The sequence below is a fragment of the Arthrobacter stackebrandtii genome (assembly GCF_017876675.1).
Lineage (GTDB): Bacteria > Actinomycetota > Actinomycetes > Actinomycetales > Micrococcaceae > Specibacter > Specibacter stackebrandtii.
The window spans coordinates 2,732,406-2,755,448 of sequence record NZ_JAGIOI010000001.1; the positions used below are offsets into that span (position 1 = coordinate 2,732,406).

26 protein-coding genes are annotated in these 23,043 nt (G+C 66.9%); 15 read left to right on the plus strand and 11 right to left on the minus strand.

Features of this window, described 5'->3' with window-relative positions; translation table 11 throughout:
- Positions 1-72: 72 nt before the first annotated feature.
- Complete coding sequence (locus JOF48_RS11865) at positions 73-1,551, minus strand: RNB domain-containing ribonuclease (protein ID WP_209680954.1); 1,479 nt, start codon at positions 1,549-1,551, stop codon at positions 73-75.
- 65 nt (positions 1,552-1,616) lie between these two features.
- Between JOF48_RS11865 and JOF48_RS11870 the strand changes: the two genes are divergently transcribed.
- On the plus strand, positions 1,617-2,321 hold the full coding sequence (locus JOF48_RS11870; protein ID WP_209680956.1) for a ferritin-like fold-containing protein: 705 nt from the start codon (positions 1,617-1,619) through the stop codon (positions 2,319-2,321).
- 240 nt (positions 2,322-2,561) lie between these two features.
- On the opposite strand, the gene JOF48_RS11875 is transcribed toward JOF48_RS11870, so the two are convergent.
- Positions 2,562-3,056 carry an AAA family ATPase gene (locus JOF48_RS11875; RefSeq protein WP_209680958.1) on the minus strand — a complete coding sequence of 165 codons (495 nt, stop codon included), beginning with the start codon at positions 3,054-3,056 and terminating at the stop codon, positions 2,562-2,564.
- A 40-nt stretch (positions 3,057-3,096) separates the two neighbouring features.
- The gene (locus tag JOF48_RS11880; protein WP_209680960.1) at positions 3,097-5,112 is read right to left on the minus strand and encodes an ABC1 kinase family protein; all 2,016 of its coding nucleotides are present in this window, start codon (positions 5,110-5,112) and stop codon (positions 3,097-3,099) included.
- Positions 5,113-5,275: 163 nt separating this feature from the next.
- On the opposite strand from JOF48_RS11880, the gene JOF48_RS11885 reads away from it, so the two are divergent.
- Positions 5,276-6,688, plus strand: coding sequence for an MFS transporter (locus JOF48_RS11885; protein WP_342591228.1), 1,413 nt, complete (start codon positions 5,276-5,278; stop codon positions 6,686-6,688).
- Between the two features lie 34 nt (positions 6,689-6,722).
- Here the strand turns inward: JOF48_RS11885 and JOF48_RS11890 are convergent, their stop codons facing one another.
- The gene (locus JOF48_RS11890; protein ID WP_342591229.1) at positions 6,723-7,973 is read right to left on the minus strand and encodes an MFS transporter; all 1,251 of its coding nucleotides are present in this window, start codon (positions 7,971-7,973) and stop codon (positions 6,723-6,725) included.
- Positions 7,974-8,105: 132 nt separating this feature from the next.
- Between JOF48_RS11890 and JOF48_RS11895 the strand changes: the two genes are divergently transcribed.
- Positions 8,106-8,504, plus strand: coding sequence for a LexA family protein (locus JOF48_RS11895; protein WP_209680962.1), 399 nt, complete (start codon positions 8,106-8,108; stop codon positions 8,502-8,504).
- Positions 8,505-8,555: 51 nt separating this feature from the next.
- Here JOF48_RS11895 and JOF48_RS11900 read toward each other — a convergent pair whose 3' ends face one another.
- Positions 8,556-9,113 carry a pyridoxamine 5'-phosphate oxidase family protein gene (locus JOF48_RS11900; protein ID WP_209680964.1) on the minus strand — a complete coding sequence of 186 codons (558 nt, stop codon included), beginning with the start codon at positions 9,111-9,113 and terminating at the stop codon, positions 8,556-8,558.
- A 152-nt stretch (positions 9,114-9,265) separates the two neighbouring features.
- Between JOF48_RS11900 and JOF48_RS11905 the strand changes: the two genes are divergently transcribed.
- A complete protein-coding gene (locus tag JOF48_RS11905) occupies positions 9,266-9,883 on the plus strand; it encodes a hypothetical protein (protein ID WP_209680966.1) in 618 nt (205 codons plus the stop codon).
- A 21-nt stretch (positions 9,884-9,904) separates the two neighbouring features.
- Here JOF48_RS11905 and JOF48_RS11910 read toward each other — a convergent pair whose 3' ends face one another.
- Positions 9,905-10,747 carry a class I SAM-dependent methyltransferase gene (locus JOF48_RS11910; protein WP_209680967.1) on the minus strand — a complete coding sequence of 281 codons (843 nt, stop codon included), beginning with the start codon at positions 10,745-10,747 and terminating at the stop codon, positions 9,905-9,907.
- 96 nt (positions 10,748-10,843) lie between these two features.
- Between JOF48_RS11910 and JOF48_RS11915 the strand changes: the two genes are divergently transcribed.
- Both JOF48_RS11915 and JOF48_RS11920 read left to right on the plus strand, forming a co-directional pair.
- Complete coding sequence (locus tag JOF48_RS11915) at positions 10,844-11,644, plus strand: hypothetical protein (protein ID WP_209680969.1); 801 nt, start codon at positions 10,844-10,846, stop codon at positions 11,642-11,644.
- A 2-nt stretch (positions 11,645-11,646) separates the two neighbouring features.
- Positions 11,647-12,345, plus strand: coding sequence for a DUF4166 domain-containing protein (locus JOF48_RS11920; RefSeq protein ID WP_209680971.1), 699 nt, complete (start codon positions 11,647-11,649; stop codon positions 12,343-12,345).
- On the opposite strand, the gene JOF48_RS11925 is transcribed toward JOF48_RS11920, so the two are convergent.
- The gene (locus tag JOF48_RS11925) at positions 12,346-12,816 is read right to left on the minus strand and encodes a hypothetical protein (protein ID WP_209680973.1); all 471 of its coding nucleotides are present in this window, start codon (positions 12,814-12,816) and stop codon (positions 12,346-12,348) included. It lies immediately after the preceding gene.
- 85 nt (positions 12,817-12,901) lie between these two features.
- On the opposite strand from JOF48_RS11925, the gene JOF48_RS11930 reads away from it, so the two are divergent.
- Positions 12,902-13,261, plus strand: a complete 360-nt coding sequence (locus JOF48_RS11930) for a PadR family transcriptional regulator (RefSeq protein WP_209680975.1) — start codon at positions 12,902-12,904, stop codon at positions 13,259-13,261.
- Entirely contained in the window at positions 13,258-14,625 is a 1,368-nt protein-coding gene (locus JOF48_RS11935) for a hypothetical protein (protein WP_209680977.1), read from the plus strand. The genes JOF48_RS11930 and JOF48_RS11935 overlap by 4 nt, the downstream gene beginning before the upstream one ends.
- Positions 14,626-14,744: 119 nt before the next feature.
- Here the strand turns inward: JOF48_RS11935 and JOF48_RS11940 are convergent, their stop codons facing one another.
- Together JOF48_RS11940 and JOF48_RS11945 are read right to left on the minus strand one after the other, a co-directional pair.
- On the minus strand, positions 14,745-14,969 hold the full coding sequence (locus JOF48_RS11940) for a helix-turn-helix domain-containing protein (RefSeq protein ID WP_209680979.1): 225 nt from the start codon (positions 14,967-14,969) through the stop codon (positions 14,745-14,747).
- Positions 14,969-15,448 (minus strand): DUF2975 domain-containing protein, encoded by a 480-nt coding sequence (locus JOF48_RS11945; RefSeq protein WP_209680981.1) that lies wholly within the window; start codon positions 15,446-15,448, stop codon positions 14,969-14,971. Before JOF48_RS11945 ends, JOF48_RS11940 begins: the two co-directional genes overlap by 1 nt.
- 163 nt (positions 15,449-15,611) lie before the next feature.
- Here JOF48_RS11945 and JOF48_RS11950 point away from each other — a divergent pair, with 163 nt between their 5' ends.
- From JOF48_RS11950 to JOF48_RS11975, 6 genes are all read left to right on the plus strand, one after another.
- Positions 15,612-16,889 (plus strand): Y-family DNA polymerase, encoded by a 1,278-nt coding sequence (locus JOF48_RS11950; RefSeq protein WP_209680983.1) that lies wholly within the window; start codon positions 15,612-15,614, stop codon positions 16,887-16,889.
- Positions 16,890-16,915: 26 nt separating this feature from the next.
- Positions 16,916-17,323 (plus strand): ribosomal maturation YjgA family protein, encoded by a 408-nt coding sequence (locus tag JOF48_RS11955; RefSeq protein WP_209680985.1) that lies wholly within the window; start codon positions 16,916-16,918, stop codon positions 17,321-17,323.
- A gap of 41 nt (positions 17,324-17,364) precedes the next feature.
- Positions 17,365-18,480, plus strand: a complete 1,116-nt coding sequence (locus tag JOF48_RS11960) for an FAD-dependent oxidoreductase (protein WP_209680987.1) — start codon at positions 17,365-17,367, stop codon at positions 18,478-18,480.
- Positions 18,481-18,526: 46 nt separating this feature from the next.
- Positions 18,527-18,751, plus strand: coding sequence for a YlcI/YnfO family protein (locus tag JOF48_RS11965; protein ID WP_209680989.1), 225 nt, complete (start codon positions 18,527-18,529; stop codon positions 18,749-18,751).
- A gap of 176 nt (positions 18,752-18,927) precedes the next feature.
- A complete protein-coding gene (locus JOF48_RS11970; protein WP_209680991.1) occupies positions 18,928-19,920 on the plus strand; it encodes an LLM class flavin-dependent oxidoreductase in 993 nt (330 codons plus the stop codon).
- Between the two features lie 9 nt (positions 19,921-19,929).
- The gene (locus JOF48_RS11975; RefSeq protein WP_209680994.1) at positions 19,930-20,289 is read left to right on the plus strand and encodes a VOC family protein; all 360 of its coding nucleotides are present in this window, start codon (positions 19,930-19,932) and stop codon (positions 20,287-20,289) included.
- Here the strand turns inward: JOF48_RS11975 and JOF48_RS11980 are convergent.
- Together JOF48_RS11980 and JOF48_RS11985 are read right to left on the minus strand one after the other, a co-directional pair.
- On the minus strand, positions 20,286-20,987 hold the full coding sequence (locus JOF48_RS11980) for an HAD family hydrolase (RefSeq protein WP_209680996.1): 702 nt from the start codon (positions 20,985-20,987) through the stop codon (positions 20,286-20,288). The genes JOF48_RS11975 and JOF48_RS11980 overlap by 4 nt on opposite strands.
- 87 nt (positions 20,988-21,074) lie before the next feature.
- Positions 21,075-22,043, minus strand: a complete 969-nt coding sequence (locus tag JOF48_RS11985; RefSeq protein ID WP_209680998.1) for an NAD-dependent epimerase/dehydratase family protein — start codon at positions 22,041-22,043, stop codon at positions 21,075-21,077.
- A gap of 136 nt (positions 22,044-22,179) precedes the next feature.
- On the opposite strand from JOF48_RS11985, the gene JOF48_RS11990 reads away from it, so the two are divergent.
- Positions 22,180-22,908, plus strand: a complete 729-nt coding sequence (locus JOF48_RS11990) for a TetR/AcrR family transcriptional regulator (RefSeq protein WP_209681000.1) — start codon at positions 22,180-22,182, stop codon at positions 22,906-22,908.
- The last annotated feature ends 135 nt before the right edge of the window (positions 22,909-23,043 follow it).

Here is a 23,043-nt window from a genome sequence, read left to right on the forward strand (position 1 = left end):
ACAGGGGCACTTTCCTGCCGCGGAAGGCCAATACACGCCGCAGCGGCCGGGTAAATTGCCCTGCCCAGTCGGTCAGGAAACGGGCTGCCCCGCCTGGACAAACCTCACGGTCCGCTTGGCAATGTCCACCTCGGCCAGCCTGACCCGCACCACGGTCCCCGGTTCGAGGTCGCCCTCGCAGTAGCCGGTCACGGCAGGAGTGGTGATTTGGATAGAGCTGCGGGCAGCTGCCGCCCTGGAATTGTGGCCGTTCTTCTTCGGTCCGGCCAGCACGACGGCGTCAAACTCGCCGCCGACGTCGTGGCTCAACAGGGCGGCCTCCACCGTGTCGATGGCGGCCCGGTCCACCTTGTTGGCCAGCTGGTTGGACTCGGCCATGATCTCCGGCAGCTCCTCAAGGGCGGCGATGGCCCATTCGGGCACCTCCTCGCCGGCGCAGAGCGAGGCACAGATGGACAGCACAAACCTGTCCACGAGCCGGCGCAGCGGTGCCGTTGTGTGGGCGTAGGGAGCTGCGACGGCGGCCTGCATGACCTGCTCCGGAACGGAACCGTTGAAAGGGGTGTAGCTGGCGCCGCGGAACAAGGTGGTGGCGGCGTGCATGAGCGCCAGGTGCTTGGGATCGGCGGTGTCCAGGGTTCGCAGGTACGCCCCGTAGGCCATGTCGGTTCCCCACGGCTTGCCCAGGGCGACGGTTTGCAGTCGGTACGCGGCGATGGCTTCCTCGTCGGGGGCCGGCATGGTTCGCAGGATACCCACCTTGCCCTCGATCATGACCTGGGCCGCGGCCATGCCGGTCAGGAGGGAGATCTGCGCGTTCCAGTCCTCGATGGGCAGGCCGGGCCGGAACTCCAGCACGTACCTGCCGTCCACGAACTCCACCTCCTGCGCGGGCACGTTGAGGCTGGCCCCGCCACGGGCGCGCTCCAGCTCGATGCGCTTCGTCCCAATCTCAGCCAGGAGCGCCAAGGTGCCGGCATAGGCGGCAGGCGCGGAACCGGCGTCGTACATCCTTTGGGCTTCCTCATAGCCAAGCTTGGCAATGCTTTGGACGGTGGCGCGGCGGACCTTGGCCGTGGTCTGGACGCCGGCGGCGTCGAGGTGGATTTCCCAGACGTAGGCGGAGCGGGGGTCGTTCGCGAAGAGGCTCGCCGCGCCCTCGCTGAGCGGCAGGGGGTGCAGCGGGATGCGCTGGCCGGGAGTGTAGATGGTCTGGCCGCGGCGGCGGGTCTCGGCGTCCAGCGGTCCGCCGGCAGGGACGAACGCGGGGACGTCGGCGATGGCATAGTGGACCACATAGCCGTCGCCGCTGCGCTCCAGGAACATGGCCTGGTCCAGGTCCTGGGAGGTGGGAGGGTCGATGGTGATGAACGGCAGCGCGGTGAGGTCCGGGGTGGGAAGCTCGTGGCCGGCGATCACGCGGTCCACCTCGGCCAGGATGTCCGGGGCGAAGCCGTCGGGCAGCTTGAACTCCTCGTTCAGGGCGGCAAGCGCCTTGGCGAGCGAATGCTGGGCAATGCTGTCTCTGACACCAATGTGGGAATAGGGCACGATTTCAGCGTAAACGATTCTCGCGCGGGAACAAGGGCGGCGCGGCACGGACTACCCTTGGGCGTATGGGTATTTCAGCTTCCGACGCCGACGATTCCGTTTCCGCCGGCGAATTCAGCGCGCGCTACGACAGCTTTGTGGTGGACCTGCTGGGCAGCATCGCGTACGGGGAGCTCTCCGCCTTTGTGCGCCTGGCCGCCGACGCGCAGCATGCGCCGTCCTTGCGCGACCGCTCCGTCCTGGGCCGGATGGCCGTGTCAGAGTTTGGCCACTACGAGGCCATGTGCGCACGGCTGGACGAGATGGGCATGGACCCGGAGCTGGCCATGGCCCCGTACCAGCGCATGGTGGACGCCTTCCATGAGCGCACCAGGCCGGCGGACTGGCACGAATCGCTGATGAAGGCGTACGTGGTGGAGGCGATCACCGGGGAGTTTTATGCCGCCATCGCTGAGCACCTGGACGAGGGCACGCGGGACGCGATCGCCAAGGTGCGGACGAGTGATGCGCAAACGGCCGAGTTGACAGGGCTGTTGAAAAAGATGCTGTCCGAGGACCCGAGACTGTCATCGCGGCTGGCGCTGTGGGGCCGGCGGCTGGTGGGGGAGGCCCTGACCCAGGTGCAGCGGATCGGCGCCAAGCACAGCTTCCTGGTGGGGCTGCGGCCCGACGCCACGCAGGAGCAGGCCGCCGCCGAGGTCCATGCCATCCTGAGTGCGCTGACCCGCAACCACTCCAAGCGGATGTCCGGGCTGGGCCTTACCGCGTAGCCGCAGGCCGGTGGCCCCGGCGGTTTTTTCGGCGGACTCCGATGCGGCGGATGCCGAAACTGCAGTTCTTGCGGTTAAATCGCTGGGTTCATCGCAGGTGCTGCTGTTTCACCGCCAAGTTGCAATGCGTCACCGCCAACTCGCACGATGTTGGGCTTTTCAACTGCCTTGGCGGCATTGGCGTGGATTGCCGAATAGCCGGCCGCGCCGACACCTCAGGGGCCTGCCGGCAGGGCCGGGTCAGACAGCGCGGACGTCCGCCAAGATACGCGCCGCCGCGGCCTCCAGGGATTCGTCGGCAACGATGCGCTGCTCCTCGATCCCCTGCAGCGGGTCCCAGCCGTGGTACCAGCCGCGCATGGCTCCCTCACCAAAGTGGGCCTGCTTGTGCGGCCGGGTGGCGTGGCGCCGCAGCGTCTCCTCGAGGCTGAGGTCCCATGCATAGAACAGGCTGGGACCGGAATGCCCGTCCCGGAGCCGGTTGAAGCAACCGCTGTACTTGCTGGCATTGAACATGCCCTCCACAATGACAGTGCGCCCGTGCCGCAGGGCGAGCGCGGCGGACGCCTCCACCAGCTCCACGCTCAGCGGCGAATAGTTCCCGGTCTCGCCCAGCACTGTGCGGCGAAAATAGTCCTGCTCAATCCAGACGGCCCCGAGTTCCCGCTGCAGGACAAGGGCCAGCGTGCTCTTGCCGGAGCCCGAATTTCCGCGCAACACAATCAACAGGGACATGCCTCCATCCAACCACTGTTGGCGGCAAGCCGTCCCGCGGTCAGTCTCCGGAATCTCGCCTGAACACGAGCATGAGGGCCCGCATGCCAAGGATGAATCCGCCAAAGAGCAGCACAAAGCCAAAGAATCCGTACAGGTGGATGTCGCCGGTCAGCAGCGGCCCCTCATTGCTGGTGATGAGCATGATGGCGCCCACCACGGCGGAGCCGGCAAGCACGGCAACGATAAGCTGCTGGAACAGCCCGGTGAGGAAACGGCGGTCCGACGGGTGGTCGAGGACGCGCACGCGCATTGTAAAGCGGCCGTGCTCCAGGTCATCGGTGATCTTGTTGATGCGCCGGGGCAAACGGTTGACCAGGGGAAGCAGCTGCACCACGCGATTCTGAAACTCTTCCTTGAGGCTGCCGAAGCCCAGCTTGCCCTCCATGAGCCGCGAGCCTTCGCTGCGGGCCACCTCCACCACGTCCATGGTGGGGTCGATGACCAACAGCGTGCCCTCCACTGCGGCCAGCGCCCTGAACGCCGCTCCGATCTGTGCGGGGACGGCAAACTTGTGGGCAACCACCAGGGAGAACAGGTCCGTGAACATTTTCTGGCTGCCGCCCGGGCCAAATCCGGTCCGGAAGCGTGTGAGCAGCTGCCCCAGGGAACGCTCCAGTGCACGCTCGTCCAGGTCTTCGGGACGGTCCAGCAGTTCGATCAGGGCATCCGTCGCCCCGGCGGCGTCGTTCTTGTCAATGGAGTAGAGCATCATGCCGAGCGCGGTCTGCGTCGCCGGGTCCAGGCGGCCCACCGAGCCGAAGTCCAGCAGGCCCAGGGTCCCTTCGGGGGAGATGAAAATGTTGCCGGCATGCAGGTCTGCGTGGAAGACGCCGTCGGAAATGATCTGCTGCAGGGTGGCGCCCAGCAGGGTCTTCGCCAAGGCGCTGCGCTCGCTGGCGGACAGCCCCGTGAGCAGCTCGCCCGCCGCACTGACCGGCCGCCCCGGCAGCCGGTCCATGACCAAGAGGCGTTCGCTGGAGAGCTCGTGGTGCGCGTGCGGGACCGCCACGGTGAAGGCGCCCGACTGCGCCAGCGATGCCTCGATGCTGCGCATGTTGTCCAGCTCAACCCGGTAGTCCAGCTCCTCGCCCAGCGAATCCGCAAAGCCCCTCGCCAGCGCCAGCACGCCGAGCGACTTGCCCCACGGGGTGGTCGTGTTCAGCCAGCGGGCCAGCCGCAGGATGATGTCGGTGTCCAGGGTGACCTGGTCGAGGGCGCCTGGCCGCTGGACTTTAAGCACGACGTCGGTCCCGTCCAGCAGGGTGGCCCGGTGCACCTGCGCCACTGAGGCCGCGGCCAAGGGAACAGGGTCCACATGGCTGAAAACCTCCGCCAGGGGCCGGCCCAGGCTGTCCTCGATGGCCGTCTCCATGGATTCCCACGGCTCCGGCGAGGCGTTGCTCTGCAGCGATTCCAGTTCGCGGATGTAGGCCGCCGGCAGCAGGTCGCGCCGGGTCGAGAGCATCTGGCCCAGCTTGATGAAGGTGACCCCGGCTTCATTCAGGGCGCTGCGCAGGGCCCGGGCGGTTTTCGCCTCCTGGCCGGAGCTGTCGTCGCGGCCAAAGCCCCGCAGCCGTGAGCCGAGCCCGTGCCGCACCGCGATCGAGGTGACCTCGGCATAGCGCCTGGTGCGCCGCCGTCGGGCCTTCCCTCCGGTGAATATCTGGCTGAAGCTGGGCAGGGTGCCGGTGGGGAAGGCGGCCTCGAGGAACACCAGTGCGCCCACGCCAAGGGCAAAAATCCAGCAGACGGCCAGCACCAGCAGGAGCACGGCCACCCAGGGGGTGACGTCCAGGCCGTTGGGGTTGGCATCGGTCCCGGCCCGGAACAGGTACTGCACGGTCAGGGCCATGGCGCCGCTCATGACAAATCCGACGGCGATTGACCGCGGCCAGCCGATCGGCACGCCCACCACCCGCCGGACCACGGTGGCCGCCAGCCACGACTGCAGGGCCAGGAACAGCAGCCCGGCGATGCTCAGCAGAATGACCAGCAGGACATCCAGGAGCGCCATCAGTGTGCGCCCCGGACGGAAGTGCTCGGACCAATGTGCACTGCGGCTCCCAACGTGCGGCGGAATGGTGTCTTCACTGTATCTGCCGCACGGTGGGCCGGGAAGGATTGACGCCATGGACACCAATGGCGGTTGACGGCGCCGCCACCGTACCCTTGGACTCGTGAGTTTGAGAAGCACGACGTCGGCCGGCAGCTCCTCCTTCAGCCGCGCCCTGGCGCTGTTGGTCGCCGGAACCTACTTCATGGAGATCCTGGACGGCACCATCATTGCCACGGCGGCACCCGGCATCGCCGCGGACCTGGGCGTCAGCCCCGTTGACATCAACCTGGCCATGACCTCCTACCTGATCACCCTGGCCGTGGGCATCCCCATCAGCGGCTGGCTGGCCGAACGCTTCGGCGCCCGGCACGTGTTTACGGCCGCCATCGCCGTTTTCACCGTGGCCTCGCTGCTGTGCGCGATCAGCCCCAACCTCGCCTTCCTGTGCGGGGCCCGGATGCTCCAGGGCATGGGCGGGGCCATGATGGTGCCCGTGGGCCGGCTGGTGGTGCTGCGCGACGCCGACCGCAAGGAGTTCCTGGAGGCCATTGCCTACCTGACCTGGCCCGCCCTCATTGCACCTGTTCTGGCACCCGTCCTCGGCGGTCTCTTCGTCACCTACGCCAGCTGGCACTGGATCTTCCTCATCAACGTCCCGCTCGGCGTCATTGCCTTCGCCGTGGCCCTGAAGGTGGTGCCCAACCTCCGCGCCCGCAAGGTTCCGCCGCCGGACTGGACCGGCTTCATCCTGTGCGGCACAGCCCTCGCCGCCCTGGTGGTTGGCATGGAACTGGTGGGCTCGGCACCCACGCCGTGGGCCGCCGTCGTGCTGTGGCTGGTGGTTGCGGTGCTGGCGCTCGCAGCCATGCTGTGGTGGTTCAAGCGCTCCCGGCACCCGCTGCTGGACCTGCGCGCGCTGCGCATCCACACCTTTCTCGTGGGCAATGCGGGCGGGGCGCTGTACCGGCTGGTCATCAACGCCGTGCCGTTCCTGTTGCCGCTGATGTTCATGATCGGGTTTGGCTGGAACGCGTTTGAGGCCGGGCTGATGACCATGGCCGTGTTTGCCGGGAACGTGCTGATCAAGCCCGCCACCTCGCCGCTGATCCGGCGGTTCGGGTTCCGGGCGGTGCTGCTGCTGAGCAATGTTGGCGGTGCGCTGGTGCTGTTTGCGTGCGCATTCCTGGTGCCGGGGACGCCGCTGGCCGTGATTGCGGCAGTGCTGTTCCTCAGCGGCGTGCTGCGTTCCATCGGCTTTAGCGCGTACAACACGGTGCAGTTTGTGGACGTGCCGAAGGCCCGGATGGCCGGCGCCAACACGCTTTCCTCCACCATCGCGCAGGTCGCCACGGGGCTGGGTGTGGCTGTGGGTGCCCTGGTCCTGCGCGCCGCAGAGTCCCTGTTGGGCGGGGAGGCGGCACCCGTCGCGGCGTACCAGTGGACCTTTGCCGTGCTGGGAGTGCTGATGTTGTACCCCGTGGTGGAGGCGCTGCTCATGCCCCGGACCGCCGGCGACGAGGCCCGCGTCCGCTAGCTTGTCCCAGAGGCGTTCGACGCCGTCGAGCGGCTCAGTGCCCCGGCGCCGGCTGTGTGTCGGCGTGCGGGAAGGGACGGCCTGGCGGCAGCATCGCCGCGGCCGCCAGCATGGCCAGCGCGGCCAGGATGGCGAGGGCCGCGGCCATGGCGGTCCAGCCCAGGCTCTGGAAGAGCAGCCCCGCGCTCCATCCGATGAGGCTCGATCCGGCGTAGTAGGCGAGGTTGTACAGCGAGGCCGCCTGCGCCCTCCCGCCCGTGGCGAGGGCCCCGGTCCAGCCGGAGGCGATGCTGTGGGCGCCAAAGAACCCGGCCGTGAACAACAGCAGTCCGGCAAGGATGGCGGGCACGGGAGCCGCCATGGTCACCGCCAGCCCCGCCACCATGGCACCCGTGGACGCCAGCAGCACGGTGCGGCGACCCCAGCGGACCGCCAGTCCGGCCACCATGCGGGAGGACACGGTGCCTGAGAGGTATGCGAGGAACAGCAGCGCCACGGCCGACGCCGGGAACAGGTACGGCGGGGCCTCCAGCCGGAAACCAAGATAGTTGTAGACGCTGACAAAGGAACCCATCAGGAGGAACGCCTGCGCGTACAGGGCCAGCAGCGGCCTGCTGCGCATTTGCGGCAGCAGCCGGCCCAGCACGGCGCCGAACCCCTCGCCGGGCTGCGGCACAAAACCACGCGGCTTCGGCGCCAGCGCCAGGAACCCAGCGGCGGCGACGGCGGCGCACAGGGACACGGCGAGGGTGCCCATGCGCCAGCCGGCCAAATCCGCCACGGGCCCGGCAAGCAGGCGGCCGAACAAACCGCCCAGCGTTGTTCCGGCCACGTAGGCGCCGGCCGCGGCGGCGGCACTGCGCGGCTGGACCTCCTCCGTCAGGTAGGCGATGGCCAGCGCCGGGATACCGCCCAGGGCGGCGCCCTCCAAGCCGCGCAGCAGCAGGAGAACTTCAAAATTTGGGGAGGCTGGAACCAGCAGTCCAAACAGTGTCGCCAGGACCACGGCCAACCCCATGGTGCGGACCCGGCCCCAGCGGTCTGACACGAACGACCACGGCAGCACGGCCAGCGCCAGCCCAACGGTTGCCACGGAGATCGTCAGTGACGCCTGGGCCGCGGTGACGCCGAGCTCGCGGGAGACTAGCGGCAGCAGCCCCTGCAGCGAGTACAGCTGGGCAAAGGTGGCCACCCCGGCGCATGCCAGTGCGGCCAGCATTCGCCGGTATCCGGCGCTGCCCTGCCGATGCCCGCCCCACGGGGGAACGCCTGCCGGTTCAGCCACGGTTCAATTCATCCACAAGGCCCACCGTAGAACGCGGCGCCCGCTGCCGCCAAACGGAGGGGGCATCTCGAACCGGCCGGTGGTACTCTGGTGTTTCGAATCTTTGTACTAGGCGGTGGTGTGGTGTTTGGCATGGACCTGCCCGTCCCGAAGCAACCCAACGAGCCCACGGGCTTCGCCTCGCCCGCCCGCGACTACTTCGACGGCGGGATCGACCTCAACCGCCACCTGATCCGCGACCGCACCAGCACCTTCGTCATGCGCGTCGCCGGCGACTCAATGGCCGGCGCCGGCATTGCCGACGGCGACGAGATCATCGTGGACCGCGCCCTCACCCCGCGAGACGGCAACGTGGTGGTTGCCGTGGTGGAGGGCGATCTGCTGATCCGCCGCCTCGTGAAGCACGACGGCGCCACCTCCCTGGCCGCCCAGCCCGCCCATGCCGCGTCCCCGGCTTCCGCCGAGGTGGTTGAGTTAAGCGGCGAGGTTTCGGTGTGGGGCGTTGTCACCCGGTGCCTGCACCACGTGTAGTTGCAGCTTTCCGTCAGCCGTGAATTGCTGGGGCGGATACTGTGCCCCGGGTTAATCCGACGTCTCGAGGGGGAATCCCGGCAGGCCGTCGATGCTCCGTGCATTCCTTTCGGCACGGTAGGCGGACATGCCTTCCACGCCCTTCTTCTCTGCCTGCAGGCGCAAAAGATCGCGCTCTCCCGTCACCTCCATGACAGGAACACCCCAGCCGCACGAGTCGCTGATGCGGGTGACGTCCACAGCAATGACTGCCCGAGTGCTCGGGTGCTCCGGGTGGTGCGACACAACTTCCTCGAACGTGCGATCTCCGGGGAGGTGCACCGAGCCGCGTCCGTGCAGGCGCACAATGCGGGGGCGGCTGCCAAACGCGTTGAACATGAGGCACACCCGGCCGTTCTCTCGGATGTGGGAAATGGTCTCAATGCCGCTGCCGGTGTAGTCAACCCAGGCAACTCGGTGGGGGCCCAGGACTGAGAACGAGTCGTGGCCTCGGGGCGACATGTTCACATGCCCGTCGGCTCCCAAGGGCGCAGTTGCGACAAACCACATGGGCTGCTCCTGGATCCAAGCCCTGAGATTGTCGTCAATGCAATCGAATATTTTGCCCACGGTCCGAGCCTAGGGGATCGAACCGTGATTCCGGCGATGTTACGGTGCGGGGTGTAGTCACCTGGTGCCTGCGCCAAGCGATAGTCGTTACCGGGTGCCGGTTGGGTCGCTGCCTCGCGTCGCGGTGCCGCCCCCGGGCCTAGACTGAATCAATGGTCTCAGCCCCGGAATTGTTCAGCCGGCGTTCTAAGGCGGGGCACCGTCTCGATACGGCAGTCCGCTGGTGCCTGGCCGGTTCCGCTGTGGCCGCCTTTGGCGGCGCCTCCGGCTTCCTGCTCGCGTGGGGGCGCATGGTCGTGCCGGGCTGGGCTGTCAGCGCCTTTTTTCTGGCGGCGGCGCTCACGCTGTCCGTCGTGAGGTCATCGGTGCGCAGGAGAATGGACCGTGCTGCTGACGAAAAACTGCAGCGGCGGCGCTCCATTTGGTGGGCCATGCTGGCTGTGGTGACCGTTGTCGTTACCGGTTTTCTGGCACTGCCGGACCTTCTGTTCTCAGCCAGCTACCAAGTGCTGAGTCCGTCTGGGCCAGGCTTCTGCGGGGCCGTTGCACGGGAGAGCTCATTCTTGTTTTCCGGTGGGGGTGAACTGTACAAGGTTGGTTTTGGCGGGCTGGGCCACGAAGTCAGTTCCTGGGAGGCCGACGACGGCTACCGGCCTATCCGTTATGGCACGTACGATTTCAAGTGGACTGCAGAGGGCGCCATTCTGCGAGTCAGCGGCAGCGGGCACGACCCAGTTTGGCCCGGGCTTCATGGCTTCGATTGCCGCTGACCGCCCCTTGTTCCGGGACTGTCACTTTCGGGCGATGATCGTGAACGTGCACGGCACGCGGTCACGCTCGGGTTCCGGCCACGCAAAACCGTCCGGAACCTCGACCATGCGCGGGCTGAACCGCCAAGGCAGCGTCGTGTCCTCGTCCAGGCGAAGAATTTGCAGTCCGGCACCGATGAGGGCGTTGACGATTGTGGACAGTGGATGGGGCCACTCGAATGTCCTGGTGTGCGCCACCTGGCCGTCCCCTGCATAGGTGGAATTGTCATCCCACACCTGCGCCGTGCCGTCTCCAAAGTAGGGATAGCGCAGCTGCAACCCGTCCGCCTGCTCATCAAGGCAGTAGAGGATCGGGTGGCCGTCGCGGATGTAGAAAATCCCGCCTGCCCGCAGCAGCCCCGCCACCTGGGCCGCCCATTGGTCCAGGTCGTGAAGCCAGGTAATGGTTCCGATGCTGGTGTACACCAGGTCAAAGTCGCCGTCGACGGTGTTGCGTGCCTCGAGCACGTCGGTCTCCACCCACGTTGCCTCGAGGTTGAGCCTCCCTGCCAGCTCCGCGGCGGATTTCAGGGCGGAAGGGGAGAAGTCGACGCCGGTGACCCGGGCACCGGCCCGGGCAAGGGACAGGGTGTCTGTGCCGATGTGGCACTGGAGGTGGCAGACGTCCAGCCCCGCAACCTTCCCGTCGGGCAGGAACGGCCCGAGCGCTGCCAGGTCCGTCAGGACGACGCTGGACAGGTGGTTGGGATCGTCAAATTCGCTGATGCCGTAGGCCGCCTCATGGAGGGGGACCCGGTCTTCCCAGTTGTCCAGGTTGCTCGCCCGTGCAGTTTCCCAGTCGACGTTGCTGTGGCCTTCGCTCATGGAAGTTGAGTGTACACACCGCACGGATGCCGGCAGCCAGTTTTGCCGGTACTTTCCACGTGCATTCTCCGGTGGGCTGCACCATAGGATTGGGGCATGGGGGAAGCAATAACGAAGTCGAACAGTTCCAGGCCGCTGTATGTGGAGATCCGGATCCGCGCCGACATGGGCCGGGTGTGGGAACTGAGCCAGGACCCGGACGCGCATCCGCGCTGGGACCTGCGGTTCTCCCGCATCATCCCCGTCGACCAGGACGAACAGGGCCAGGTTCGTTTCCGCTACGAATTCCTGCTGCCGCTGCACACCATCAAGGGCACCGGAACTTCGCTGGGCCACCGGCACCGGAGGGACGGGCAGGCCACGTCTGTCCTGAAGTTCGACACCGCCGACTGGCTTTCGCCCATTGGCCCTGGTTCGGGATACTGGCGCTACATCCCCACCGGCGACGGACTGCGCTTCATCACCGGCTACAACTACCGGCCGGGCATGGGAGCCATCGGCAGGGCACTGGATGCCCGCGCCATCCGGCCGGCCCTTGGGTGGGCCACGGCCATCAGCTTTGACCGGCTGCGGATGTGGGCCGAATCCGGCTTGGATCCCGCAACAGCCCGCAACCGCTGGTTCCTCGACGCCGGAGCCAGGGCAGGCGGCGTGCTTTTGGCTGCCGGACTTTTCCGCCGGGCCACGGCACGGCGCAGCCCGGGATCTGCGGCACTTGGCGCTGCAGCCGCACTGGCAGCCATCTGCATCCCGGCGCACCGGTCGGTTCCGAGGGCAGGCCGCTGCCTGCGGACCGCGCCCGACACCCGCGCCGCACGAGCCCCGTCCACGCTGGCGGGCCTGCGGGAACCTGACCAGCCCAACATGCGCAAAATCCATCCGGAAGACAAGGAATAGTCATGGCCTCGATCTTTGAAATAGCCCTGGGCGAGGACTTCCAGCGGCTCCACCCCATGATGCAGAAGCGCTTCGGCGTGGACGTCGAGGCAGGCTATGCGTGTGTCGGCACGGGAGTCTTCTCCGAGGTCCGCCGCGGTGCCTGGTGGACCGTGCCGTTCCTGCGGTTCGGGGCCTTCCGCAACATCCTGTTCCCCGACCACGGCAACAACATCCCCTTCACGGTGGAAAACTACCCCTACATTGATGGTTTCGGCCGCCCCACCGTAACCTTCGTGCGGACCCTGGACATGCCAGCCGTCAGGGGAAGCAGGGCCAAGAAGCGCCGCTTCGATGCCACCATGGTGCACAGCAAGGAGCGCGGTGCGGTTGTCGACTACCTTGGCACCCACCAGCACCTGGCCACCGACCTAGTCCTGGAAGTGCTCGACGACGGATCCCTCCACCTGCAGACCACCGGACAACGTTTCTATGAAGGTCCCGTTGCGTTCACGTTCCCGCCCATCGGCACCGGCACGGCGGACCTCTACGAAAGCTATGACGAGGATCGCGGCGTCTACACCGTCCAGATGCAGGTGCGGAACCGGTGGTTTGGTTTCCTCTTCGGTTACAAGGGCGAGTTCAGCTGCGAGTTCCCCGCCGCGGTCGGCGACGCCGTGCCGGCGCACCTCAAGCCAGTGTGGGAAGAAATCCGGGAGTAGCTACCCGGCCCGCTGGTGGTCAACCGCGGTCATGAGCCATGCGCCGTCGGACTTTTTCGCGCTCCAAAGCTGGTCGTGCCGGTGGGCGTTGTTGACGGCGCCGTCCAGGCAGAAATCGATCGAAGTCCTGTTCATGGAAATGCGTTTGACCTTGCTGTCCTTGGCAAAGAGCAACCACTGTGCGCCCTCGTTTGAGGGGGTGTCCACGGCCATGGCTGCCTTGGCGAACGGCGCGGGGGCTGTTGTGACGTCGGTGTAGGGGCAGGCAATGAACACTTCATCCCAGAGCTCAAAGGGGGCGCCGGAGTCTTCGCCCCGAGGCAAGGTGAATTCCGTGCTTTCCGCGCGACTCGCCAGCGAGGCCTGAAAATCGGTGCTGTCGGCGCACCCGCTGAGGGCTGGCACCGCCATGAACACCAGGAAAGGGGCCAGCCATTTCAAAAGGGCTGGCGTGGGGGATCGGGAACTCATGACTCGAATCTACCTGCACAGGGGCGGTAAGGCCTGGTGACACTCCTTCTGGTTTTATATTCCCACTGTGGGTATATTGGCAGCCATGAATGAAAATACGTTTTGGATCCTCACTGCCCTTGCCGGCGGGCGCCGGCACGGTTACGCCATCCTGCGGGATGTGGCGGAACTGGCCGACGGGAAGGTGTCGCTGCGGGTGACGACGCTTTATGCCTCGCTGGAACGGCTGGAGAGGGAAGGCTTCGTCGCCCGGGCAGGTGAAGAAATTGTTGACGGACGCGCGCGGCGGTACTACGAGCTGACAGACGACGGCATCGCAGCGCTGACCTTGGAGACGGAGCGGCTTGCGGTCCGCCTCGGAGCCGCGGAAAAGCGCCTCGCGGCACCGCGTCCGGCGGCCATCAGGCCCTCTCCCGCAACCATGGTGTGGGGGTTCGCCGGATGAGTCCTTCGTTGCGGAACAAGTACGAGCGGCTGCTGCGCTGGTACCCGAAGGCCTGGCGGGAGGAGCATGGCCGATTCATGCTCGACACCCTCGAGGAACACGCCGGTGACAGGGGGATTGCGCGGCCGGGCGTCGCAGAGGCGTGGTCGATCAGGGCCCACGGGCTCGGCGAGCGGGCAACGAGCCGGTGGGCGGTGGTGGCCGCAGTCGTGTCGCTGGCGGCCTATGTTGTTGCCACCGGGATTCTGTTGACCGATGTGCTCCAGCAGCCCGGGGCCGGTGCTGCACGCATCGTGCTGGCAATTTTTGCCGGGCCCCTGGCGCTGTCCTTTGCCGTCCTGATCCTTCTGCGCCGCAGGGGCCAACTGTCCGCACCGTCGGCGCTGTGGCTGGCGGCGGGTGCTGTGCCCTCGTGGGCTGTGGCGGCGCTGGCGGCTGCGAGCTGGTCCGTCGGTTTTGAAGAGGCCGATGCCGGGACCGGGCAAACGTGGTTCGGCTCCTCCACGCTCCTGTTCATGCTGGCGGCGTGGGTCTTTGGCACTGCTTCGCTGCTGGCTCCTGTTGCCTCGTTGGCGGAACGGAAGCTGCCGGCCCCCATGCGGTGGCTGCTGAGTCTGCCCGTGGCGGCGGTCCTCTCCATGGTCCTCGGTGTGGCGGCGGCCATGGGGCAAATGATGGGAGCCGTGGTTGCGGCCACAGCCCTGGTGCTGGCAGTGGCGGCCTCCCGGCCGGAGCAGCCCAAAGTGGCGGTTGCTGAAGCCAGGCGCACCGGTCCGCCTCGCTCCGTTCCGCGCGCCGCGGCGGCCCGCAGGTCTTGCGCCACTGCTGGCGCCATGGCCCTAGTTTCGTTGGTGGCGGGACTTGCCTGTGCGGCATTCGCGCTCACCGGCAGTACGTGGGGTCCCGGAGCCAGCGATTCCACGCATGCCATGAATCTGGGATTGGCCGCGGGGGCGTTGGCGGCCATGCCGTTGGTTGTCTCAGCAGCACTGATGCTCGCACCGCGTTTTGGCAAGGTCATGTGGATCTCGGCGGCGCTCCTTGGTGCGGGCCTGGTGGTTGCTTCCGCCTCACAGTTGTCAGGTGCTGGCAGTTCCCTGCAGTGGCCGCTGATCCTCTTGGCTGCTGTGCTGGGCAGCCTGGCGTTTGCGCTGCCGGTCAGTGGACTGCTCTCGATTCGGCCCGCCGTGCGCCTTGCTATCGGTATCGCCCTCGGTCTGGCCGGTTTCGTCCCCGGGATCATGGTTGTGAGTGCGGCCGGATTCATTGCGCCGGTGGTTGCCGGGGTGGTTGTTGTGATGTCGGCAAGGACCCTGTCCAGAGACCGGAGGTGGGCACACTTCCAGGCGGTCAGCCCCGGGTAACCGTGCAGGCCGCCGGAAGCTGGCCGCGGCCGTTATGGAGTACGACGGCGTGCGGCGCCTTCCAGCGGAAGGGGCCCCACGCCGTCGTGCTTGGGCAAAAGGCCGGGTGGCGGGCCGGGTCAGGTGGGCTTGCCAGCATCTTCGGGAACCCAGCGCAGAATGTCGCCGGGCTGGCAGTCGAGGACCCGGCAGATGGCATCGAGGGTGGTGAAGCGGACCGCCTTGGCCCGGCCATTCTTCAGGACTGCGACGTTGGCGGCGGAGATGCCCACGGCCGCGGCGAACTCGCCCACGGACATCTTGCGCCGGGCCAGCTCGACGTCGATGTCAACAATGATGGGCATTAGACTACCTCCGCCAGCTCGCTGTCCAGGCGGGTGGCGCTGCGCAGCAGGTCGCGCATGACAGACATGAGCAGCACAAACGCCGTGCCGCAGATGACTGTCCCGCCCACCAGCAGCAGCACGCCCGGTCCGCCGGTCCTGACGACGCCGAAAAGGTGGATGCCGAGGACGAGCGCAAGGGTGGTGGCGGCCGCCGCGGCCCAAATGATGACGGTGGCCCAGCGGAGGGAGTCGGGTGAAAAGATGACGTCGCGCTGGACGTGCGAGAGCAGGATCCAGGTGGCCACCAGCATGGCTTGAAGGCAGAAGATGCCGCCAATCACCAGCGCCGCATACGGGACCGCAAGGCCGGCGACCTCCGGAAACAGTGTTGCCGATTCTGCTGCGAGGGTAGGGGCGACGATGGTTTGCCCCAGCACGGTGCCCATGAAAATCATGATGAGCAGGGCGCGGAGCAAGATGATGACGGAATCTTTCATCTGTTGATTATCGACTACTATCAATCGAATATCAATCGATCCTGTCTGGAGGTGGGGCTGGGCTCCCTGGTGTGGCTGGTGGCAGCGGGCCGGCGCCAGTGCTGTTCGGATGGGGTTGCGCGGGTGACTCGAACAAATGTTCGGAACGTGGAAGAATGGGGCCATGAGCAACAACCGCATCGCCCTGGTGGACGTGAACAACTTTTATGTCTCCTGCGAGCGGGTCTTTGACCCAAGGCTGGAAGGCCGTCCCGTCGTCGTGCTTTCCAACAATGACGGCTGCGTGGTGGCGCGCTCGGCGGAAGCAAAGGAGCTGGGCATCAAAACCGGGGCGCCGTGGTTCCAGGTCCAGGGGCAGGCCAAGGCGTGGGGGCTGGTGGCGCGTTCCAGCAACTACGAGCTGTACGGCGACATGAGCTCCCGGGTCATGGAGGTGGTGGGCCGCTTTGGCACCTGGCAGGAGGTGTACTCGATCGATGAGTCCTTCGTGGGACTCGTGGGGGACCCTGCGCAGCTGCAGGCCGCCGGCCGCGACATCCGTGCCGCGGTCATGCGCCACGTGGGCGTGCCTGTCTGCGTGGGGGTGGCCTCGACAAAGACACTGGCGAAGTTTGCCAACCGGATCGCCAAGCAGAATCCGGCGCTGGGCGGGGTGTGCGCCCTGGAGGCGATGCCACCCGGACACGTGGAAGGCATCCAGGAACGCGTGCCGGCTTCGGGGCTCTGGGGCGTGGGCGGAAAGACGGCCGACCGGCTGAAGATGATGGGCATTGAGACCATCGCCGAGCTCAAGGCCGCAGATCCCGCTGTCATCCGCAAGAAATTCTCCGTGGTGCTGCAGCGAACCGTCATGGAACTCAACGGCACGGAGTGCATCCCCCATGTTGAGGAGCGCGTGGACAAGCAGCAGATCATGTTCTCCCGCAGCTTTTCCGAACCCGTCACCACGGTTGCCGGCATGGAGGAGGTCATGGCCGTCTACGCCCAGCGCGGCGCCGCCCGCCTTAACGAGGAAGGCATGCGTGCCTCTGCCATGACGGTTACGGCCGGCACCAGCCGCTTCGCTGCGGGGGAGGGCAGCTTCCCCGCCGCTACCATCCGGTTTGCCGCGCCGACGCAGGACCCGATCGTGCTGGTCAGGGCCGCCGTCGCCGCGATCCGGCAGAGCGCCGTCACCGGGGCGTCCTACCTGCGGGCAGGTGTCCTGTTCAGCGGCCTGGAGCCGGCCTCCGGCGCAGGGATGCTGGACGTATTCGGTGCCGGGGACGCGCAGCCGGAAGTGGGCGGTGTGATGGGGGAGGTGCGGAACAAGTTCGGCAGCACCGCCATCGGCATCGGGATAGGCGGGCTGGCCCAGGCGCCGCAATGGTCCATGAAGCGCGAGCTTGCCTCGCCCCGCTACACCACCGACTGGAAGGACCTGCCGGTGGTGCGGGCGTGAGATGGGCCGCCGCTAGACTCGAGCCCATGGCATTTCCCAAACTTTCCAAGTCCCGGCGAATGGCGCTGGCCATCGCAGCAACCGGCGTGGCCGTCCTTGGCTTGGTGATCCACTTCTTCATCCCGGGATCCTTCGCCAACCTTGTCTCGGACGCGCTTTACACCGTGCTCGTCTACCTTGTGCTGGCCCTGTTCCTGCCCCACGCAAAGCGTGCCTGGCTTGCGCTCGCAGCCTTCGGCATCAGCGCCGCCATCGAGCTGGCCCAGCTCACGGGCGTGCCCGAGCAGCTGGCGGTGAGCTTCCCGCCGTCGCGCCTGCTCTTCGGCACCACCTTCTCCGCACTGGACCTCGTGGCCTACGCGGCCGGCGCCGGCGTTGCCTGGTTCGCGGACCAAGCCATGTCCGCCCGGTGGCGTGCAGCACAACCGGAATAGGCCTCTACTGCCGCCAGTTGCAGTCCAGTAGGAGGCAAAAAATGCTGGATGTGGTGGTAATTGGTGCGGGCCAGGCCGGGCTGTCGGCCGCGTATTACCTGGCGCGGCACGGGCTCAATCCCGAAACCGACTTTGTGGTGCTCGATGCGAATCCCGAACCCGGCGGCGCCTGGCTGCACCGCTGGCCCTCGCTCACCCTGGGCGGCGCCCACGGTATCCACGACCTCCCCGGCATGAAACTTCCGCCGTCCGATCCGGCCGAGCCGGCCTCCGCCGTCGTCTCGCGCTACTACGGCAGCTACGAGAAAACCTTCCAGCTGCCCGTGCACCGGCCCGTGAAGGTGACCGCCGTGCACACGCTCGCCGATGACTCCGCAATGCTTTTTCCTGAGGACGACGGCGGAGTCCCCGCCGACATTGCCGGCCCGCCGCTGGCGGTGGAAACGGACCACGGCTCCTACGAAACACGGCTGGTCATCAACGCGACCGGCACCTGGGACAAACCCCACTGGCCGCACTACCCGGGCATGGCCTCGTTTGCCGGACGGCAGCTGCACAGCCGCGACTTTTGGTCCGTGAACGACTTTGCAGGCCAGCGCGTGCTGGTGGTGGGAGGCGGCACCTCGGCCGTGCAGTTTCTGCTGCAACTGGCCGACGCCGGTATCCAGACAGCGTGGTCCACGCGCCGTCCGCCGGAGTTCACCACCCGCGAGTTCAACCCCGACTGGGGCCGCGACGTGGAGCGCCGCGTCAATGAACGCACTTCAGCAGGCCTGCCGCCGCTGAGCGTCGTGGGCGTGACCGGGCTTCCTTTAACACAGCAGTACCAAAACGGCGTCGCCGCCGGAACCTTGGTCTCCCGCGGACCCCTGCGTGAACTCATCCCGTCCGGGGCTGTCTTCGAGGACGGATCCACTTTTGACGCGGATGTCGTCCTGTGGGCCACGGGCTTCCGGGCCGCACTGGACCATCTGGCCCCGCTGAAACTGCGCGAACCAGGCGGCGGCATCGTCATGGACGGCGTAAAGGTTGCGCGGGAGCCCCGCCTGTTGATGGTGGGCTACGGCGCCTCCGCCTCCACACTTGGGGCGAACCGGGCCGGTCGGGCCTCGGCGCTGGCAGCGATAGACCGGCTGAATGTTCCCGCAAAACTGTAGCCATTTGCCATACAAAGGAATCCACTAATCGGCATGGACCGGTTGGATGTCGACATGCTGGTCGTCCCTGTTGCTCCTGCGAGGAACAAAGCCCCAAGAAGTGTCAGCCCATCGGTTGTCATGCAGCGCCAAATTGAGCGAGCCCGTCCCCGTCCGGTTCCCGGAGGAGCTTCTCAAGCGTGTGCGAGACGAGGCCGCTGCCGACGGCCGGTCGGTATCAAACTGGATTCGCAGGGCCGTGGAGAACGAGTTGTCCCGGAGGGTCGGCTAACCGCAGCCTGCCCACCTGCCAGCCCAACACCGGCTTCCGGCGCGGGGCGCGGATGACAACATTGGCGGGTTCCGCCGTCGTACCTGGCAGGGGATTGCGTGAGGCGCGGCACTGGCGGAAATATCCTGTGGCGCGGCGGGGTTGGCGCAAGTGAGACTACCCGAAAGGCAGCACCCATGACGCTCCCCATTTCCATCCTTGACCTTGCCCACATTGGCGAGGACGGCATTGCCGCCAGCCTGCGCTCCTCGGTGGAGCTGGCGCAGAAGGCCGAGGGGTGGGGGTACAAGCGGATCTGGTTTGCCGAGCACCACAACATGCCCTCGATCGCGTCGTCGGCCACGAGCGTGCTGATTGCCCACGTTGCCGCGCACACCTCCACGATCCGTTTGGGCGCGGGCGGGATCATGCTGCCGAACCACTCGCCGCTGCAGATCGCCGAGCAGTTTGGCACGCTGGAGACACTGCATCCGGGGCGCATTGACCTGGGGCTGGGGCGCGCTCCCGGCAGCGACCAGGCCACCATGCGTGCGCTGCGCCGGGACCCGTCCGCCGCCGACACCTTCCCGCAGGATGTGCAGGAGCTGCAGGGCTACTTTGCCGGCGCCAGCCTGATCCCCGGCATCAACGCCTACCCGGGCAAGGACACGAACGTGCCTCTGTACATCCTGGGTTCCTCGTTGTTTGGCGCCCGGCTGGCCGCCGCCCTGGGCCTGCCGTATTCGTTTGCCTCGCACTTTGCCCCGCAGGCACTGGAGGATGCGGTGCGCATTTACCGCCGCGAGTTCAAGCCCTCGGCCGCGCTGGCCGAGCCGTACGTGATTGCCGGCGTGAACGCCATTGTGGCCGACAGCCAGGAATCGGCGGACGAGCTGCTGCTGAGGGCCCGCCGCCGCATGGTCGGTGCGCTGGTGGGACGCGGCCAGACGTTCAGTGATGCCGAATCGGACCTGCTGCTCGAATCACCCGCCGGGCAGCAGGTGCAGAACATGTTCCGATACGCCGCCGTGGGCACGCCCTCCGTGGTGCGCTCCTACCTGGACGAATTTGCCATAAAGGCCGACGCCGATGAGCTCATCGTGGCATCCCAGATCACCGACCCTGCCGCACGGATCCGCAGCTTCGAGCTGCTGGCCGGGGCCATGGAACTTGGCGGTTCACAGGAGTAACGTTTGGGCATGGCCATTGCCCGGAATCCCACTTTTGTCATTGACTGCCCCGACGCTGCACTGTTGGCGGACTTCTACGGTTCGCTCCTGGGCTGGTACGCCACGGTTGAGGACGGCTGGGTCGACCTCCGGCCCGATGGCGGCAGCAACTGCATCTCCTTCCAGCAGGTTGAGAATTACTCGCCGCCCGTGTGGCCGGGGCAGGAGCACCCGCAACAAATGCACCTTGACGTCGTGGTCGAAGACCTCGACGCCGGGGAGGCCGGCGTGCTCGGGATGGGTGCCGTGAAGGCTGAACACCAGCCCGGCACCACCTTCCGTGTTTTTCTCGACCCGGCCGGGCACCCGTTCTGCCTCTGCAAGTCCTAGCGCAGGGCCAGCTCCAGGCAGGCAATGCTGATTTCCGGCACAAGAATGCCTGCATGCTGCCGCAGGATCTCCGTTGGGTGGGTCCCTTCCACACAAATGGCGGTCATGCCGGCCGCGGCAACGGCGCCCAGCCCGGGGAGCGAGTCCTCGAACGCCACGACACGCGACGGGTCCGCGAGCCCCAGGGCCGCTGCCGCACGCAGGAAACCCTCGGGGTGGGGCTTGCCCCGGTCCACGTCCTCGTCGGTCACCACGACGCCGAACAGCTCCAGCAATCCGGCGCGCTCCAGCGCCGGCAGGACCTGAAGCCGGCTGGCCCCGGTCACCACGCCCAACTTCAATCCGGCCGCGTGCAGGGCGTGCACCAATTCGCGGGTGGTCGGGCGGATGGTGCTTTCCGCGGCGACCCGGGACTGGTATTCAGCATCGATCAGGGGCAGGAGGCGGTCGATCTCGGCAGCCCGTGCAGCCGCGGGCGCCACCGCGAGGGCCATGATGTCCTCAAGGATTTCGGTGTCGCTGCGCCCGGCAAGGTCTTCCTGGTACTGCCGTGCCGTCATTGTGAACCCGAACTCCGTGGCGGCCAGTTGGATGAACAAGTCGCGGAGGATGCCCTCGTCGTCGGACAGGGTGCCGTTGAAATCAAACAGCACGCCCTCGGCCTGGAGGAGGGTCATCGGCCGGGCAGCGGTGATCATCGTGGAAGTCCGTTCAGTTGAAGCCAAGGGCCGGCAGGAACCGGCGGGGATCTTGCAGAAGTCTAGGGTTCCCGCATGAACGCCCGGCTACATTTTGGCAGCTGCGCGGGGGCTGCCCGGTGAATGCTGGGCCCGGCTGCGCCACCATTCAACGGTCTCCCGGGCGGCAGCTTCCAAGGGGGTGGGTGCCAGCCCAAGCAATTGCTCGCTCGCGGCCGATTCCATGATGAACGGGGCCCGGAATTGGTAGGCCATCTCGGCCAGTTCGCGCATGTCGGCAGAGAATATCCCGGCCGCCTGCAGGGTCCAGCCGGGAATGGCTCCCACCCTTGGCGCAGGAACGCCCGCAGCCTGCGCGAATGCCGCCACCATCTCCCGCTGTGCAAGCGCCGGATTGGTGGGTGCGTGGAGCACGGAATTCCACAGCTGCGGCCGTTCGGCGGCGCGGATCATCGCCGCGGCAAGGTCGGGCACGTACGTGAATGAGTGAGGCAGGTCCGCGCTGCCCAGCACCTGCACCCGCTTGCCGTCGAGGACCAGCGGCACCATGCGGTCGCCCGCGTGGGCGGTGAGCACCCGCGGACCGAAGAAATCCGACGCCACCACGCTCACCGTCGGCGTGTCCGACGCCGCCCGTCCCGCCAGCAGCTCCGTGCGCACGCCGCGCTTTCCGCCGGCGGCCTGCCTTGGGCTGTTCTCCGCCATGACCCTATCCGGGCTGCTGTAGGAGTAGAGGCTCTCCGGAAAAATGACGACGGCGCCCGCCTCACCCGCCGCCGTGAGCACGGCCCGCTCGGAGCCGGGAAGCTCCCGGCGCCACACATCAGCACTGTACCGAGAACCGTGGATGCAGTGGAATACCGCATCTGCCCCGGCCAATGCGGGGGCCAGTTGTGTTGGATTTCCGGCGTCGACGCGGAGCCTTTCGACCAGCGGGTGCTCCGGTCCGGAACCGGAGCGGGTCAGGACCCGCACATGGTGGCCTGCCTCGGCCAGCTGGCTAGCAACGGTCCAGCCGACCGGGCCTGCGCCGGTGACGATCTTGATGGCGTTCATGATGTGCTCATTTCGCTGGGAATTGTCGAATGTGAGAGCGGTGCTCTCGCATTAACTATGCGACGCCCGGCCGGACAAGTCAAGAGCAGTGCTCACTTAAGTTGACGGTGATCTTGAATTGCCCAAAACTGGGTCCATGACTCAAACACCGCGGGAACGCGCACGGGCACAGACCATGGACGACATTCTGGACATCGGCCGCACCCACCTGGCGGTCCACGGGGCTGCCGGCCTCTCACTGAGGGCCGTGGCGCGCGACCTCGGGGTGGTGTCCTCCGCCGTCTACCGCTACGTCAAAAACCGCGACGAGCTGCTGACGCTGCTGGTGGTTGACGGCTACACCGCCTTGGGCGACGCCGTGGACGGGGCCCTGTCAGGTGTTGCTGCTGATGATTTCCCGGCCCAGTTCCGCATGTTGGGCCGCGCTGTTCGGGAATGGGCGCTGGCAGAGCCCGCCCACTACGGCCTGCTGTTTGGTTCGCCGGTCCCGGGCTACGAAGCGCCGGCTGAGCAGACCACGGGACCCGGAACACGGGTGGTGGTGCGGCTGGTGCAGATCCTGGACCAGGCTCATGGTGCGGCAGTGGCCAGCGGCGCTCAGTCCGGGGTGGGGCAGTCCGCCGGGGAGTCTCCGCCCGGTGGGGGCGTTTCAGCTGTGCTGGCGGACAGCTTTGCGGCCATCCGGGCCGAGATGGGGATCTCGCTTCCTGACGGCTTGCTGGCCCGCGGAGTCATGGTGTGGGCGGCCTTGTTCGGAATGGTCAGCTTTGAGGTATTTGGCCAGTACGGCCCAGGGACGTTCGGCGATCCTGCCTCACTTTTTGAGCTCCAGCTTGAGGCGCTGGGGGAGACCGTGGGGCTGTAAACAGCTCAAGCGCCGGCCGGCACGTTCCAGGCACCAGCCATGCGCACCATTCCAGTCCGCCGCTGCGCATGGCCGCGGAGGCCCTTGGACATGCGCTGGCGAAGCACCCAACTTTGCGCCACCACGGTTGCTGCG